We start from the raw sequence: 15,582 nt of genomic DNA on the forward strand, positions 1-15,582 counted from the left end.
ATTCGCCGGAAGGGGAGGGTGTCCGTCGTGCCGTCACGCAGATACGTACGAGGGTGGGGAGCGCTGTCCGTCGCGATCGGAGCCGTCCTGGTCACGACGGCGGCCCAGCCGCCCGCGGCCTCCGAGCGGGGGTCCGTCCGGAGCTCCGCCGCCGTCGTCGAGGTCGACGGCTGCCCGGACGGCGGCGGACTGTGCGCCGTGCCCCGCCACTCCGTGGCCATGAGCGGCGCGCACACCCTCGCCGGACGCCCCGTCATGCTCGACGCCCGCGTCACCGGACCCGTACGGCTCGTGCTCCGCACCCCCGGACGGCTCGCGGACGTCACCGTGACCGACGCGCGCGGCCGCCGTGTCGCCGGAACGCCGGCTCCGGACGGCACCCACTGGACCAGCGCCGCCGCGCTCCCGGCCGGGGGCCGGTACACGGCCCGGCTCGTCGTCGAAGGCACGGGTGAGGGCCCGGAGCCGTACGGTTCCGGCGGGGGCCGGGAGCCGCACCGCCGGTTCGCCCGCCTGGAGTTCCGTACCCCCGCCGCTCCCGCCGGGGAACGGCTCACCGTCGCCTTCGGGCCGGAGAACGGCCGGACGTACGGCGTCGGGCAGCCGATCACCGCCGAGCTGAGCCACCCCGTCCCCGAGAGCGATCCCGCCGCCCGCCGTGTCGTCGAGAGCGCCCTGCGGGTGCGCAGCTCGCCGCGTGTCGAAGGCTCCTGGCACTGGGTCGACTCCGTGACCCTGCACTACCGGCCGCGCACGTACTGGCCGGCCCGCGCCACCGTCCACGTCCGGAGCGGCCTCGACGGGATCCGCGTCGGCCCCGGCCTCCAGGGCGGACCCTCGCGCCCCCTCACCTTCACCACCGGCGACCGCGTCGAGGCCGTCACCGACGTCGCCGCGCTCCACATGACCGTGTACCGCGACGGCCGCGCGATCCGTACGATCCCGGTCACGACCGGCAAGCCGGGCTTCCGTACCCGGGGCGGCATCAAGGTCGTCCTCGGCAAGGAACCGCTCGTCCGGATGCGGGGCGACTCGATCGGCATCCCCAAGGGCAGCCGTGACTTCTACGACCTCAAGGTCCGCTGGGCCACCCGCGTCACGTGGAGCGGCGAGTACCTCCACGCGGCCCCCTGGTCGGTCGACGCGCAGGGCAGCGAGAACGTCAGCCACGGTTGTACGGGCATGAGCACCGAGGACGCGGCCTGGCTGTTCCGGACGGTCCGCGAGGGCGACGTCGTCCGGGTCGTCAACGGGTACGGGAAGCCGATGGCGCCCTTCGGCAACGGCTTCGGGGACTGGAACCTGAGCTGGACCGCATGGCGGAGCGGCAGCGCTCTGACGGACCACCCGGGTACGGAGCCGGCCGAACAGGCCGGCGGTGGGTTGCGCCCCGCGCTCTGAGTCCGTTCGGACGCGGTGGACGAGCCCGCCGGGCCTCCGGGTGCCACGGTGGGGGAGTCGATCAGGTCGGCCGCGCGGGTCCGCGCTGATCCCAGGAGGTGTGTGATGGCGGAGATCGTCACTCAGGTCGAGGTCGGCAACGCGACCCTCTTCGTCGAGGCGCGTGAACTCGCGCCGGGGAACGGGCTCGCACCGGAGAGCGAGCTCGAAGGGATCGGCGGCCGCATTCCGGACCTGTCCGCCGTCACCGAGGCGCTCTCCTCCTTCGCCGGTCAGATCGGCGACGCCCTCGACCGGGCCGCCCCGGACCGGGCCACCGTCGAGTTCGGCTGCCAGCTCGGGCTCGACGCGGGCAGGCTGACCGCGCTCGTCGTCCAGGGCTCCGCCAACGGCAGCCTGCGGGTGACCCTGGAGTGGACGAAGTCCTCCGGCTGAAACAGCGGCTGAACCGGTCCGCCCGCCTTACTCCTTCCGGGTGGCCGAGTCGCCCCGGATCTCCGCGTCGGACGCGGCCGTTCCGACGGGCCCGGTGGGCGTCGGCGAGGCCGGCGCGCCCAGCTGGAGCTTGGGCCGGCGTTGGATTCCGGCGCCCACGAGGACGCCCATGGCGATGGCGGCGACCGTGATCACCATGCTGACGAGGCTGTCCAGGCCGCCGTTGGTGTCGCCCGCCACGATGATCTCCGACACGCTGGTGAGCCCGACCGCGCCGGGCACGAGCAGCCAGAAGCAGGGCAGGAAGACCACTTGGTCGGGGGTCTTCGAGCGGGCCGCGATCCACTTCGCCATCGGCGGCAGCAGCACACCGGCCGCGAACGCGCCGAAGGTCGCCCCGGCGAACTCCGTGGCCAGCGCCTGCACGAACCGCTCCGCGAGCAGCGCCGCCAGGAGCCAGCCGGTGACGCGTGGCGGAGCGGAGAAGTACAGGAGGAAGCCGAACCCGAGGAGCAGGACGCCGACCCAGGGCGCCCAGAGGCCCAGCGGCTGGGCCGAGTGCCCGCTCGACGGCTGCGCGTCGACGAGCTCGGTGCCGACCAGGATGCCGAGGGAGAGGAGCAGCAGCACGCTGAGGGCGCCCGCGAGGCGCGCTATGCCGGAGAGCGCCCCCCCGGTGGCCAGTTCGATCGCGCCCAGGGTGAGCGCGGCGCCGGGCAGGAAGGCGATGAGCGGCGGGATGTAGAGGACCGTGGGCGACTCGTGCAGGAGCGGACCCGCCCAGGCCTGCGAGGCCGTCGTGACGACGATCGCGGCGACGACCGGCAGGGCGGTGCGGGTGAAGGGGAGCCGGTCGCCGAAGAGACGCAGCAGACCGACGGCCGCGCCGAGGACCGCGTACCCGATGATGGCGGGGACGGTCGCGTGCCGCATCGATCCCAGGCCGACGGTCAGCAGGATGTAGCCGAAGACGGTGGCGGTGGGGCTGAACTGCTCGGGACGCGCGCGCAGTTCCCGCAGCGACTCCCGCACCTCCTCGAACGGTACGGCCTGCCGGCGCATCCGCTCGACGAGCGACTGGAGCGTCTCCACCTGGTCGAGCCGCAGGTCCGGCCCCTCGACCGGCGAGAAGTCCAGCTCACCGCCCCGGCCGTCGACGCCGCCCCCGACCCGCACGAAGAGGCCCGTGGGGACGACGAAGCTGCGGACGCGCATGCCGTAGCGGGCGGCGACGTCGTGCAGTGCGGCCTCCACCTCGGCCGTGCGCTCCCCGGCCCGCAGGAGCTCGGAGCCGAGCTCGCACAGGAGGGCGGCGAGGTCGCGCAGCCACTCGCGGCCGGCGCTCTCGGCCTCCGGCACGGTGACGGTGCCCCGCTGTCGCCGGGGGCGCAGAGCGGAGGCAGCGCGGGCCAGACCACGCACGTCAAGACGGGACAAAAGGCGCATTCGCGCACGTTAGCAGCGCTTTGGCGCCCTCACACCCGACCGCCGCCCGCCGTGTCCGAGGAGAGGCGCTGCGCCGCGTAGATGGGGATCACCGAGAGCAGGACGAGCGCGGCGGCCACCACGCTGACCACCGGAGCCTGCTGAGGACGCGTCATGTTCTCGAAGATCCACACCGGCAGCGTCTTCACACCGGGCCCCGCCGTGAAGGTGGTCACCACGATCTCGTCGAAGGAGAGCGCGAAGGCGAGCAGTCCGCCCGCGAGCAACGCCGAGCGCAGCAGCGGGAAGGTGACGTCCCAGAAGGTGCGGAACGTGTGTGCCCCCAGGTCCATCGCCGCCTCCTCGTACGAGCCGGGGAGCCGGCGCATCCGGGCCGCCACGTTGTTGAAGACGACCACGATGCAGAAGGTCGCGTGGCCCACGACCACGGTGAACATGCCGAGCCCCACCCCGAGCGGGGCGAGGACCGTCCCGAAGGCCGAGTTGAGGGCGATGCCGGTGACGATGCCGGGCAGCGCGATCGGCAGCACCACCGCGAAGGAGACGGCCTCACGGCCGAAGAAGGAGTGCCGCTGCACCGCGAACGCGATGAGCGTGCCGAGGACGAGCGCGATCGCCGTCGCCGCGAGCCCCGCCTTCACCGAGGTCCACAGCGCCTCGCGGGCCCCCTCGTTCTCCCAGGCCGCCGACCACCAGTCGAGGGTGAGACCGGGCGGCGGCCAGCTCGCCGAGCGGTCCGGGTTGAGGGAGCCGAGCAGCACGAGCAGCAGCGGCAGGTAGATCGCCGCGAAGCCGAGGGCCGCCGCGGTGCGCAGGGCGATCCGCGCGGGTCGGGAGAGGTTCATCGGTCGCGGTCCTTCCGGTTCCGGTTCCGGTTGCGATCGTTCACGCGGGTTCCGCCGGTCACAGGCTGCGCAGCGCGCCGGAGCGCCGCACGGCGAGCAGGTACAGGACGATCACGGCGACCGGCACGGTGCCGAGCGCCGCCGCCAGCGGCAGGTTGAGGGTGACGTTCGAGTAGACGAGGTTGCCGAGGAGCTGCGTCTTGCCGCCGACGATCTGCACCGTGATGTAGTCGCCGAGGCTCAGCGAGAAGGTGAACACCGAGCCCGCGGCGACCGCCGGCCACACCATCGGCAGGATCACCGAGACGAACGTCCGCCCCGCCCGCGCGCCGAGGTCGGCCGAGGCGTGCAGCAGGCTGTCGGGGAGCTGGACGAGTGCGGTGTGGATCGGCAGCGCCATGTACGGCAGCCAGAGGTACGTCAGGACGATCACCGTCGCCGTCAGGCCGTACCCGGGACCGCTCAGCCCCAGCGGGCCGAGCGCCCAGTCCAGCGGCCCGCCCTCGGAGAGGATCAGCCGCCACGCGTACACCTTCACCAGGTAGCCCGCCCACAGCGGGGTGAGGAGCGCGACCACGAAGAGCGGGCGGCGGCGGGGGTGCGCGACCCGGGCCGTGTAGAAGGCCAGCGGGAAGGCGATGGCGGCGCACAGCACGGTCACGGCGAGCGCGACGCCGACGGTCCGGAGGGCCACCGTCCGGTAGACCGGGGAGGTGACCAGTTCCTCGAAGTTCGCCGAGGTCCAGATCCGTACGACCTCGGAGGTGAAGGAGTCGGTCGTCCAGAACGCGGAGACGAAGAGGGCGGCGAGCGCCCCGAGGTAGGCGAGTACCAGCCACAGGAGCGGGGCCGTGAGCAGGGCCGCGAGCCGCAGCCGGGGCCTGCGGTGCAGGGCCCCGGCGAGCAGCCGGACAGGGGTTGCGGTCATGACTTCGTGATCAGCCCTTGATCTCGGTCCAGGCCTGGACCCACTTCGCGTACGGCACGCAGCGCGCGTCCGTCCGGCCGTCGAGGCACTGCTCGATCGGCGTGGTCCAGAAGTGGACCCGCTTCCAGTAGCCCTCGTCGGTCGCGTGGAAGGTGTCGCAGTGCTTCTTGTCGGCGGTCTCGGCGCAGGACTTGGAGTTGGCCGGCGCCTCGCCGAAGTACTCGGCGACCTGCGCGTTCGTCTTCGGCGAGACGATCCAGTCGAGCCACTTGTAGGCGCAGGCGGGGTGCTTGGCCTTGGCCGAGACCATCCAGGTGTCGGACCAGCCGGTCGACCCCTCCTTCGGGAGCACGGCCTCGACCTTGGCGCCCTCGGACTTCGACAGGTTGGCGATGACCTGCCAGCTGGTGCCGACCACCGAGTCGCCACTCTTGAACGCGGAGATCTCCTTCAGATAGTCGCTCCAGTACTCCCCGACGTGCTTGTTCTGCTCCTTGAGCAGGGCGACGGCCGCGTCGAACTGCTTCTGGTCCAGGGCGTACGGGTTCTTGATGCCCAGCTCCGGCTTGGTCGCCATCAGGTAGAGGGCGGCGTCGGCGAGGTAGATGGGGGAGTCGTAGGCGGTCACCTTGCCGGTGTGCGCCGAGGCCTTGTCGAAGACGGCGGACCAGGAGTCGGGCGCCGGCTTCACCTTCTCCGTGTCGTACATGAGGAGGTTGGCGCCGCGGCCGTGCGGGATGCCGTAGCTGACGCCCTTGACCGAGTTCCACTCCTTGTTCTTCAGGCCCTCGAAGACGTCGGCGTAGTTCGGCACGAGCGAGGTGTTCACGGGGGCCGCGTCACCGGAGGCGATGAGGCGGAGGGAGGCGTCGCCGGAGGCGGAGACGGCGTCGTACGCGCCGGTCTTCATCAGCGACACCATCTCGTCCGAGGTGGCGGCCGTCTTGGTGTTGACCTGACAGCCGGACTGCTTCTCGAAGGCGGTGACCCAGTCGACCTTCGGGTCGTTGGAGCCGTCCTCGACGTATCCGGCCCAGGCGATCAGGTTGACCTCGCCCTCGGGCGCGCCGAGCGCGGTCGGCGCCTTGAGGTCGGGCGGGTTGAGACCGCCGGACTTCCCCGTACCGGCCGGATCGGCCGAGCCACAGGCGGAGAGGAGGAGCAGGCCGGAGACGGCCGCGACGGTCAGGAGGGAGCGGTGCGGGCGCACGTGGTTCTCCGTTGCGTGAGGTGAGCCTTGCGGGGACGGGCCTTGCGGGGGCGGGTCTTGCGTGTACAGAAAAGGCGCGGGTGTCACGGTGTGTCCGGGACGAGCACCGCGTGGCGCGGGTCCCACCGGAGGCCGACCCGTGAGCCGCGCAGGGCGGCGAGGTCGGCGGAGAAGTCCTGGAGGTTCTGCCGGACGACCGTGAGACGGCCGCCCCCGTCGAGGTCGACGAGGAAGCGGGTCGAGTCGCCGAGGTAGACGACCTCCGCGACCGTGCCGACGGCGTGCCCGGCGCCGCCTTCGGGCGCGCCGGAGGCGGTGACGACCCGGATCTTCTCCGGCCGGATGCTGTACGTCCCCGGTGCCCCGACCACCCGTCGCGCGACGTCGCCGCTCAGGAGGTTCGAGGTGCCGACGAACCCGGCGACGAACGGCGTCGCGGGACGCTCGTAGATCTCGGCGGGGGTGCCGATCTGCGCGATGCGGCCCTGGTGGAAGACGGCGATGCGGTCGCTCATCGTCAGGGCCTCCTCCTGGTCGTGCGTGACGAACACGAAGGTGATGCCGACCTCGCGCTGGAGGGCCTTGAGCTCGACCTGCATCTGCTCGCGGAGCTTGAGGTCGAGGGCGCCGAGCGGTTCGTCGAGCAGCAGCACCCGGGGGCGGCCGACGAGCGCCCGCGCGAGGGCGACCCGCTGGCGCTGGCCGCCGGAGAGCTCGGACGGCCTGCGGCGGCCGAGGCCGTCGAGCCGGACCTGCGCGAGGGCCGCGCGGGCCCGGACGAGCCGCTCGGCGCGTGCCACCCCGCGCACCTTCAGGCTGTAGGCGACGTTCTGTTCGAGCGTCATGTGCGGGAAGAGCGCGTAGTCCTGGAAGACGGTGTGCACGTCCCGCTCGAAGGGCGCGAGCCGGGTGACGTCACGGCCGGCGAGCTCGACGGCCCCGGCGGTCGGTGGCTCGAAACCGGCGATCATGCGCAGCACGGTCGTCTTGCCGGAACCGGAGGGGCCGAGCATCGAGAAGAACTCGCCGTCGGCGATCTCCAGGTCCACGCCCGCGACGGCCTCGGTCCGGCCGTAGCTCTTGCGCAGTCCCGTGAGGCGGATCGCCTGTCCCTGCATGGGCGGGAACCTTTCTCGTGCGGTGGAGCGTTACCGGAGTGAGGGCGTAAACATATGAAGTCATAGTTCAAATCTCAAGACCCCCGTAAGGTAAAGGCTGAGTCAACGCTCCAGTGCGAGGTGGTGTTTCGGTGAGACGCGAGGGCAGACCGGGCGAGGGCGGCATGGCCGGAAACGGCTCCGGCCGGCCGGGCGGGGTCGTGGCGGGCTCCGTCGCGACGAGGTCCGCCGGAACGGGCCCCGCCGAGACGGGCTTTGCCGGTACGAGCTCCGCCGGAACGGGTGCCACCCGCAGGGCCGTCTTCGCCCCCGTCGACACCCGCGCGCGCGTCGACACCGTGGCCCGCCGCATCGGCGACGCCATCGAACTCGGACTCCTCGCCGACGGGGAGCAGTTGCCCGGCGAGACCGAACTCGCCGGACAGCTCGGCGTCTCCACGGTCACCCTGCGGGAAGCCCTCATGGCCCTCCGGCAGCAGGGGCTCGTCACCACCCGCCGGGGCCGAGGCGGCGGCAGCTTCGTCACGCTCCCCGAGGGACCCGCCCGGGAACGGCTCCGCGTCCGCCTCGCCGACTGGTCCACCGAGGAGCTCCGCGACCTCGGCGACCACTGGGCCGCCGTCTCCGGGGCCGCCGCGCTGCTCGCCGCGCGCCGCACCCAGCCCGGCGACCTGCGCCCCCTCGTCCGTACCGTCGAGGAGCTCACCACCGCCGCCGAACCCGCCGCGCGCAGCAGGCTCTTCGGCCGCTTCCACGTCGAACTCGCCGCCGCCGCCCAGTCCGCCCGCCTCACCCGCCAGGAGATCGACCTCCAGACCGACCTGGGCGCCCTGCTCTGCCTCGTCCTCGACGACCCCGCACATCTGAACGATGTGGTGGATCGTCACCGCTCCGTAATCTCCGCCGTGCAGGATGAGGCCGACGAGCGGGCCAGAATGCTCGCCGAAACGTGCGTACGGGAGTCCGTGGGGCGGCTGATCGCCCTGCGTCTCGCGGCCCCCGACCACGTACACGAGCCGCGTCACGAGGAGGACACGCATGGCCAGCAGCACCGGGCTCGCGGGCCACGTGGGGCCCCTCGCTGACCTCGCGGCAATCCCCGCCCCCGCGTCCGGCGCGCTCGACGCGGCCGTGGCCCGCGTCCGGGACACGCTCGAATCCGTCTTCACCGCCGTCGCGACGACCGGCGCGGAGACGCGGTCCCTGCTCGCCGGCGCGTCCGGCCGGGGGCGGCGGGGTCCCGCGACCGCCGACCTGGCGCCTTTGCGCCCCGGCCTCCACGCCCGGCTCGCCGGCCAACCGCTCGTCTCCGGCATCGGGTTCGTCGCCGCCCCCGGCCTCCTCGCCGACGTTCCGGCCTGGCTGGAGTGGTGGCAGCGCGGCCCCGACGGCAGCGTCCGGCCTCTCCTCCCCGACCTGGACCCGGAGCACTCCGCGTACTCCGACTACACCCACTGGGACTGGTACGCCCTGCCGCGCGAGACCGGCCTCCGGGCCGTCGCGGGCCCGTACGTCGACTACCTCTGCTCCGACGAGTACGGGCTCACGCTCTCCGCGCCGGTCGTCCTCGACGGCCGGTTCGTCGGTGTCGCCGCCGCCGACGTGTACCTCCGGCACTTCGAGGCGGCCGTCCTGCCCGCGCTCCAGCGCCTCCGCACCCCGGCCCGGCTCGTGAACGCGCGCGGCCGGGTCGCGGCCTCCACCGACCCGGCGCATCTCGCCGGATCCCTCGCCAAGGGTCCGGACTTCGCCGCCGTGCTCGCGGGCCCGCCGTCCGGCCGCCGGGAGGCGGGAACACGCCTGCTGCCCTGCGCCGGGGTCCCGCTCGTCCTCGTCACCGAGGCCTGACCCCGTCCTCCGCCAGGGGGAACCGGCTCGGAATCCGACTCAGTCGTTCACGGCGGTCAGCAGCACCACCGCGTCGTCGAGCGCCGTCAGCCCGTGCCGCTCCTTCGGGATCATCCGCAGCTGCGCCGCCGACAGCTCCTCCGCCCACCCGGACGTCGTGAGCTTCACCCGCCCGCGCAGCACCTGGAGGCTGGCCGCCGGGGGCGCGTTGTGCTCGTCGAGGGACGTCCCCGAGGTCAGGGCGATGACGGTCTGCCGGAGCACGCCGTCGTGCAGCACCAGATGGGCGCTGCGCCCGTGCGGAGCCGTACGGGCCGCTGCGAGGTGCTCGTCGGCGAGCGCGCCGAGGTCCAGGTTCATGTCTCTCCCTGCCGGGTCTCTCACCTGCGAGGTGGTCCCCGGAGGCCGGGGCACGGACGGTCACCCACCAGCCTCGCCCGTGACGTCCGGGACGCAACTCGGGACCGCCGGTCGCGCCGCGACCGCCACCACGAGTCCCGCGACGGCGACGAACGCTCCGGCGAGGAGGAGGGCGGCCGACCAGCCGTGCGCCGTGTACAGCCAGGACCCGCAGAGAGAGCCCACCGCGCCGCCGCCGAACGTGGAGAGCATGAAGACCGTGTTCACCCGGGCGGCGACGTCCCGGCCGATCGCGAAGATCCGCGCCTGGTTCGCGACCTGGCTCGTGCTGACGCCGAGGAGCAGCAGATTGGCCCCGGTCACCAAGGCCACGAGGGAGTACGGGACGCACGCGGCCACGGCGAGGCCGAGTCCGGCGATCGCGAGCCCGGTGGCGTTCATCGCGCGCGGCCCGTACCGGTCGGCGAGCGGCCCGGCCGTCGCCGAGAGGAGCGCCGCGGGGAGGGACAGCACGCCGAAGAGGCCGGCGACGCCCGGCCCGTACCCGAGCGGGGGCGAGGCCAGATGGAAGGCCAGGACGGCCCAGAAGACGTTGAACGCGGCGAAGACGCACGCCCCGAGCACCGCCGAGACCTGGAGGGAACGGTGGTCGGCCAGGAGCCGCGGAAGCCCGGCGAGGGTACGGGCGTAGGAGCGGCGCCCGTCCGCCTCGGCGGATGCGGAGAGCCGCTCGGGCAGCCGCCGGGGCAGGACCCAGAGCAGGGCCGCCGTCGCCACCGCCGCCACCACGTAGGCGGCGCGCCAGCTGCCGCCGGCGTCGGTGATCGCCCCGGAGACCGTACGGGAGAGGGTCGAGCCGAGCGTCAGACCGAGGCCGACGAGGCTCACCACCCGGCCCCGGTGCGCGGGGCCCGCCAGCACGGCGGCGACCGGGGTGAGGATCTGCGGCAGCACGGTCGTCGTGGACAGCGCGAGCGTGGCGAGGGCGAGCGTGACGACATCGGGCGCCGCCGCCGCGGCGAGCAGGGCCACGGTGGTCAGCGCGAGCAGCACCGAGGTCAGCCGGCGCAGGCGCGCGGTGTCGGCGAGCGGGACGAGCAGCAGGATGCCGAGCGCGTACCCGATCTGGGCCGCAGAGGCGATCGCGCCCGCCGTGCGTTCCGAGGTCTCCAGACCGCGCGCGACGGCGGCGAGCAGCGGCTGCGGGAAGTAGAGGTTGGCGACGGTGACGGCCCCGGCGACGGCGAAGAGGAGGACGTTGACGGGAGGAGCCGTCTCGGCCGACGGCGCCTCGCGGGTGGCCACGCGAACGGCAGGGCAGGATTCCACGGAGTCACTTCCGTCAGGGGGGAGGGGGACGTCACCAGCGTCCTCGTCGCGCCACGGTCGAACAAGATGCGATCATCGAAACGGCGTTGAGTCAGACTCAACGATCACAGGGGCGATCAGCGGAGGGCTCGATGCTCGAACGGTACGAACTGGAGGCCTTCCTCACGCTCGCCGAGGAGCTCCACTTCGGGCGCACGGCCGAACGCCTCGGCGTTTCCACCGGCCGCATCAGCCAGACCGTGAAGAAGCTGGAGCGGCGCGTGGGCACCCCGCTCTTCGTCCGCACCAGCCGCAGCGTCCGCCTCACCCCCGTCGGACAGCGCCTGTACGAGGACCTCCTCCCCGCCTACCGGCAGCTGCGCGAGGCCCTCACCCGCGCCACCGAGGCCGGGCGCGGCCTCCACGGCACGCTCAGGACCGGCTTCGGTCCCGCCTGGGGCGGCGACCTGCTCACGGCAGCCGCCGACACCCTCCTCGCCCGCTACCCCGGTTGCGAGATCACCGTCCGCGAGGTCCCGCTCGACGGCGGTTTCGGCCTGCTCGCGGACGGCACGCTCGACGTCCAGTTCGTCGCGTTCCCCGCCCGCGACCCGGGACTGACCACCGGCCCGGCCGTCGTCACCGCGGACCGCATGATCCTGCTCCCGGCGGCCCACCCCCTCGCCGCCCGCCCCTCCCTGAGCCTCGAGGACCTCGCCGGCCTGCCGATGATCACGCCCGAGGGCGCCAACCCCCGGTACTGGGTCGACCACCACTACCCCCGCCACACCCCGTCCGGCGCCGCCGTCGGCCGCGGCCCGACCGCCGCGACCTGGCAGGAGGTCCTCGCCCACGTCAGCGCGGGCCGGGGCATCGCCCCCGGCGCGGCCCTCGGCGCGAGCTACCACCCGCGCCCCGGCATCGCGTACGTCCCCCTCCACGACGCCCCACAGGTCGAATACGGCCTGGTCTGGCGCACCGCCGCGGACTCGGCCCTCCTCAGGGCCTTCGTCGAGGCGGTCGGTCCCTAGGTGGGCTCACCCGCCACCAGCGCGCCCGTCAGGTGGTCGTACGCCACGTGCGCGTGGAGCCGTACGCCGGTGACGAGCGTGGCGTCGTCCGCGTAGAAGTGCGGGTTGTGGTTGGTGGCGAGGCCGCGGCCGCCCGGGGTCGGGACCGGCTGGCCGGTCGTCGGGTCCAGGGTGGTGTCCTGGACGCCGAGGGTCACGTACAGGCCGCCGAAGCGGCGGACGAACTCGGAGACGTCGTCGTACCCGAGCGTCCCCCCGGTCTCCACGACCCGCTCCCCGCCGACGACGCGGCGGAAGGAGGGCAGGGCGGCCTCGACCCACGGGCGGCTGTTGTGCACCGGCGGCACGGGCTGGAGGTACTCCACCGTCGCGGTCGCCCCGTACGCCGCCGCCGAATGCTCCACCAGGGTCGTCAGCCGGGCCTGTACCTCGGCCATGTCCGACTCCTCGGCGCAGCGGACCGTGCCCCACAGGGTCACCGTCTGCCCGATGATGTTGAACCGGCCGACGTCCTCCACGTGCCCGATGGAGACCGTGACCGCGTCGAAAGCCGAGACCTGCCGGTAGATCTGGCCGATGCCGGTGAGAACGGCGCCGACGGCCGGCATCGGGTCGACGCCGGTCCAGGGCGTCGAGCCGTGCGTCTGTTTCCCGGTGACGACGACGCGGAGGAGGCTGGACGCGGCGTACTGGTTGCCGACCCGGTAGCCCACGTACCCCTTCGGCTGCGGTGTCACGTGCATGCCGAACGCCATCGTCGGCACCGGCCCGGCGAAGGCGCCCGCCTCGACCATGGCGAGTGCCCCGCCCTCCTCGCCCACCGGCGGACCCTCCTCGGCGGGCTGGAACACGAAGAGGACGGTGCCGGGGAGCCGGTCCCGCACGCCGGCGAGGACGGTCGCCGCGCCGAGCAGCATCGCCGTGTGGCAGTCGTGGCCGCAGGCGTGCGAGACGGGGAACGGGCCGCCCGGGTAGTCGGCGTCCACGACCGTGGAGGCGAATTCCGTCCCGCACAGGTCCCTGACCGGCAGCGCGTCCGTGTCCGCGCGCAGCGCGACGACACGTCCCCCGCCGCCGGGCGCCGTCCCGCGCAGGACGCCGACGACGCCGTGGCCCGCGATCCCGGTGCGGACCTCGTCGAGCCCGAGGGCGCGCAGCTCGTCCGCGACGAGCCGGGCGGTGTTCACCTCCCGGTTGGACAGCTCGGGATGCCGGTGCAGGTGGTGCCGCCAGGACACCACCCGCTCCGCCGCCTTCGCGGCCCGCTCGTCCAGTTCGCCGTACACAGACTCGTCGTGGATCGCATCCGTGCTCACGAGGACTTCCTCTCGAACGTGTACCGGTTGTCGGTCGTGAGCCCGAATCTAGGGGATGCCTTGAGCGGTTACGCCCCTTCCGGACCGCTCCGCGCGATGATCGCGGCCGTGTCCACCCCGGTCGGCAGCGTGCCGAAGGCCAGTCCGCGGTCGCCGTCGAGTCGGGAGGCGCAGAAGGCGTCGGCGACGGCCGGTTCGCCGTGGCGGACGAGGAGGGAGCCCTGGAAGACGAGGGCGAGCCGCTCCACGAGGCGCCGGGCCCCGTACGCCGCCGCCTCCGGGTCGTCGCCGAGCCCCGCGAGATCCTTGCGGAGGCCCGCCACCGCCGCGTCGAGGCGGCGGTCGGCGCCCGCGCCCCGGTCGACCTCGGCGAAGTACGCCTCCACCGCCTGCGGCTGACGGGACATCGCGCGCAGCACGTCGAGCGCCGCCACGTTCCCCGAGCCCTCCCAGATGGAGGGCAGCGGGGACTCACGGTAGAGCCTCGGCAGGCCCGAGTCCTCGACGTAGCCGTTTCCGCCCAGGCACTCCAGCGCCTCCGCCGCGTGGGCGGGGGCCCGTTTGCACACCCAGTACTTGGTGACCGCGAGGCCGAGCCGCCGCAACTGCTCCTCCTCCGCGTCGCCCCGCGCAGCCCGGTCCACCGCCCCCGCGAGCCGCAGCGCCGCGACCGTCGCCGCCTCGGCCTCCACCGCCAGGTCGGCCAGGACGTTCCGCATCAGCGGCTGGTCCACGAGCCGCGCGCCGAACGTCTCGCGGTGCGTGGCGTGGTGGACGGCCTGGACGAGCCCGAGCCGCATCCCGGACGCCGAGCTGATGGCGCAGTCGAGCCGGGTCATGTTCACCATCCGGATGATGGTGGCGACCCCGCGTCCCTCCTCGCCGACGAGGTGCCCGAGGGCACCCTCGTACTCGATCTCGGAGGAGGCGTTCGACCGGTTGCCGAGCTTGTCCTTGAGCCGCTGGAGCCGGATCGCGTTGCGGCCGCCGTCCGGCAGCACGCGCGGGACGAGGAAGCAGGAGAGGCCGCCGGGCGCCTGCGCGAGGGTGAGGAAGACGTCCGACATCGGCGCCGACGTGAACCACTTGTGCCCGGTCAGCGCGTACAGCCCCGGCTCGCCCGTGGGTACGGCCCTGGTCGTGTTCGCCCGGACGTCCGAACCGCCCTGTTTCTCGGTCATCGACATCCCGGCGATGATCCCGCGCTTCTCCGTCGGGACGCGGAGCCCGAAGTCGTACGACTCCGAGGTCAGCAGCGGCTCGTACACCTCGGCGAGCTTCGGCTGCGCGCGCAGCGCGGGCACCGACGCGTAGGTCATGGAGATCGGGCACAGGTGCCCGGAGTCCGCCTGGCCCCACACGAAGACCTTCGCCGCGCGCGCCACGTGCGCGCCCGGCCGCTCGTCGCGCCACGGCGCGCCGTGCAGGCCGTTCCGGACGGCGACGTCCATCAGCGCGTGCCAGTGCGGATGGAACTCGACCTCGTCGATCCGGTGCCCGTACCGGTCGTGGGTGTGCAGGACGGGGTGATGGCGCTCGGCCAGCCGCCCCCACTCCTGGGCCTCCGCGCCCCCGGCCAGCGCGCCGAGCGCGCGGACCTCGCCCTCGGCCCAGGCCGCGCCCTCCCGGCGCAGCGCCTCCAGGAGCGCGGGGTCGGCGGAGACGTCGTAACCGGTGAGCGGCGGTACCTGGTTGGTGACCTCATGCGTGGTCGGCATCGGGAACTCCCAGAGCTCGCAGGGTGAAGGTGACGAGTGCGGGTACGGTGTCCGGCCCGACGGCTCCGTCCGCCAGCGGGCCGACGAGCGCCTCGGCGCCCGCGCCGACCAGGGCCGAGGCCGTCAGCTCCGGGTCCTGGGCCGGCAGCTCCCCGCTCCGTACGCCCTCCGCGACGCGCGCGGCGAACACGTCGCGGAACGCGCGGCGGAAGACGAGCCGCTCGGCGTCGACGGCGGGGTCGACCGGCTCGGCGAGCAGGGCGTAGGCGAGGCGCGGCGACTTGAGGGCCCGCAGCGCGAACGTCTCGATGACCGCGACGACCCGCTCGGCCGCCGTGCGGTGAGCGGGGTGCGCGGCCGCCTCGGTGACGGCCGCGACCTCGCGGCGCACGACGGTGCGGAAGAGCTCGACGGCGAGCTCGGCCTTGCTGGGGAAGTGGCGGTACACACTGCCGGTCGCGATCCCGGCCCGGGCGGCGACCGCCGCCACCGTGCAGCCCGCGTACCCCTGCTCGGCGAGCAGCTCGCGCGCGGCGTCGAGGACCGCGGAGCGCTGGGCGTCGAGCCGGGCCTGAACGGCGGGGGTGCGTCGGTAGGGCATGGAAGAAGTGAAGCAGT

At 73.5% G+C, this 15,582-nt stretch carries 15 protein-coding genes; 5 read left to right on the forward strand and 10 right to left on the reverse strand.

Annotation, left to right across the window (positions count from 1 at the left end; translation table 11 throughout):
- The first annotated feature begins 27 nt into the window (after positions 1–27).
- Both ACFC0Z_RS04630 and ACFC0Z_RS04635 read left to right on the forward strand, forming a co-directional pair.
- On the forward strand, positions 28–1,401 hold the full coding sequence (locus ACFC0Z_RS04630) for an Ig-like domain-containing protein (RefSeq protein WP_376432673.1): 1,374 nt from the start codon (positions 28–30) through the stop codon (positions 1,399–1,401).
- 105 nt (positions 1,402–1,506) lie between these two features.
- On the forward strand, positions 1,507–1,836 hold the full coding sequence (locus ACFC0Z_RS04635; protein ID WP_376432675.1) for a CU044_2847 family protein: 330 nt from the start codon (positions 1,507–1,509) through the stop codon (positions 1,834–1,836).
- 27 nt (positions 1,837–1,863) lie between these two features.
- On the opposite strand, the gene ACFC0Z_RS04640 is transcribed toward ACFC0Z_RS04635, so the two are convergent.
- From ACFC0Z_RS04640 to ACFC0Z_RS04660, 5 genes are all read right to left on the reverse strand, one after another.
- On the reverse strand, positions 1,864–3,282 hold the full coding sequence (locus tag ACFC0Z_RS04640) for a threonine/serine exporter ThrE family protein (RefSeq protein WP_376432677.1): 1,419 nt from the start codon (positions 3,280–3,282) through the stop codon (positions 1,864–1,866).
- Between the two features lie 29 nt (positions 3,283–3,311).
- Positions 3,312–4,127: an ABC transporter permease gene (locus tag ACFC0Z_RS04645; RefSeq protein ID WP_376432680.1), complete on the reverse strand. Its 816-nt coding sequence runs from the start codon at positions 4,125–4,127 to the stop codon at positions 3,312–3,314.
- A 58-nt stretch (positions 4,128–4,185) separates the two neighbouring features.
- Positions 4,186–5,055: an ABC transporter permease gene (locus ACFC0Z_RS04650; RefSeq protein WP_376432682.1), complete on the reverse strand. Its 870-nt coding sequence runs from the start codon at positions 5,053–5,055 to the stop codon at positions 4,186–4,188.
- 10 nt (positions 5,056–5,065) lie between these two features.
- Positions 5,066–6,265: an ABC transporter substrate-binding protein gene (locus tag ACFC0Z_RS04655; RefSeq protein ID WP_376432684.1), complete on the reverse strand. Its 1,200-nt coding sequence runs from the start codon at positions 6,263–6,265 to the stop codon at positions 5,066–5,068.
- A gap of 83 nt (positions 6,266–6,348) precedes the next feature.
- Entirely contained in the window at positions 6,349–7,383 is a 1,035-nt protein-coding gene (locus ACFC0Z_RS04660) for an ABC transporter ATP-binding protein (protein WP_376432686.1), read from the reverse strand.
- Between the two features lie 131 nt (positions 7,384–7,514).
- On the opposite strand from ACFC0Z_RS04660, the gene ACFC0Z_RS04665 reads away from it, so the two are divergent.
- Together ACFC0Z_RS04665 and ACFC0Z_RS04670 are read left to right on the forward strand one after the other, a co-directional pair.
- Positions 7,515–8,468 (forward strand): FadR/GntR family transcriptional regulator, encoded by a 954-nt coding sequence (locus tag ACFC0Z_RS04665; RefSeq protein ID WP_376432688.1) that lies wholly within the window; start codon positions 7,515–7,517, stop codon positions 8,466–8,468.
- Complete coding sequence (locus ACFC0Z_RS04670) at positions 8,422–9,231, forward strand: cache domain-containing protein (RefSeq protein ID WP_376432690.1); 810 nt, start codon at positions 8,422–8,424, stop codon at positions 9,229–9,231. Before ACFC0Z_RS04665 ends, ACFC0Z_RS04670 begins: the two co-directional genes overlap by 47 nt.
- 39 nt (positions 9,232–9,270) lie before the next feature.
- Here ACFC0Z_RS04670 and ACFC0Z_RS04675 read toward each other — a convergent pair whose 3' ends face one another.
- Both ACFC0Z_RS04675 and ACFC0Z_RS04680 read right to left on the reverse strand, forming a co-directional pair.
- Positions 9,271–9,591 carry a cupin gene (locus ACFC0Z_RS04675; RefSeq protein WP_376432692.1) on the reverse strand — a complete coding sequence of 107 codons (321 nt, stop codon included), beginning with the start codon at positions 9,589–9,591 and terminating at the stop codon, positions 9,271–9,273.
- A 60-nt stretch (positions 9,592–9,651) separates the two neighbouring features.
- Positions 9,652–10,896, reverse strand: coding sequence for an MFS transporter (locus tag ACFC0Z_RS04680; protein ID WP_376432694.1), 1,245 nt, complete (start codon positions 10,894–10,896; stop codon positions 9,652–9,654).
- 155 nt (positions 10,897–11,051) lie between these two features.
- On the opposite strand from ACFC0Z_RS04680, the gene ACFC0Z_RS04685 reads away from it, so the two are divergent.
- Positions 11,052–11,930 carry a LysR substrate-binding domain-containing protein gene (locus ACFC0Z_RS04685; RefSeq protein WP_376432696.1) on the forward strand — a complete coding sequence of 293 codons (879 nt, stop codon included), beginning with the start codon at positions 11,052–11,054 and terminating at the stop codon, positions 11,928–11,930.
- On the opposite strand, the gene ACFC0Z_RS04690 is transcribed toward ACFC0Z_RS04685, so the two are convergent.
- From ACFC0Z_RS04690 to ACFC0Z_RS04700, 3 genes are all read right to left on the reverse strand, one after another.
- Positions 11,927–13,246: a M20 family metallopeptidase gene (locus tag ACFC0Z_RS04690; protein WP_376432697.1), complete on the reverse strand. Its 1,320-nt coding sequence runs from the start codon at positions 13,244–13,246 to the stop codon at positions 11,927–11,929. The genes ACFC0Z_RS04685 and ACFC0Z_RS04690 overlap by 4 nt on opposite strands.
- A 68-nt stretch (positions 13,247–13,314) precedes the next feature.
- Positions 13,315–14,964: an acyl-CoA dehydrogenase family protein gene (locus ACFC0Z_RS04695; RefSeq protein ID WP_376432699.1), complete on the reverse strand. Its 1,650-nt coding sequence runs from the start codon at positions 14,962–14,964 to the stop codon at positions 13,315–13,317.
- Positions 14,948–15,565, reverse strand: coding sequence for a TetR family transcriptional regulator (locus ACFC0Z_RS04700; protein ID WP_376432701.1), 618 nt, complete (start codon positions 15,563–15,565; stop codon positions 14,948–14,950). Before ACFC0Z_RS04700 ends, ACFC0Z_RS04695 begins: the two co-directional genes overlap by 17 nt.
- Positions 15,566–15,582 lie beyond the last annotated feature (17 nt).

Origin of the sequence: Streptomyces sp. NPDC056144, from assembly GCF_042264145.1 — a bacterium.
GTDB lineage: Bacteria > Actinomycetota > Actinomycetes > Streptomycetales > Streptomycetaceae > Streptomyces.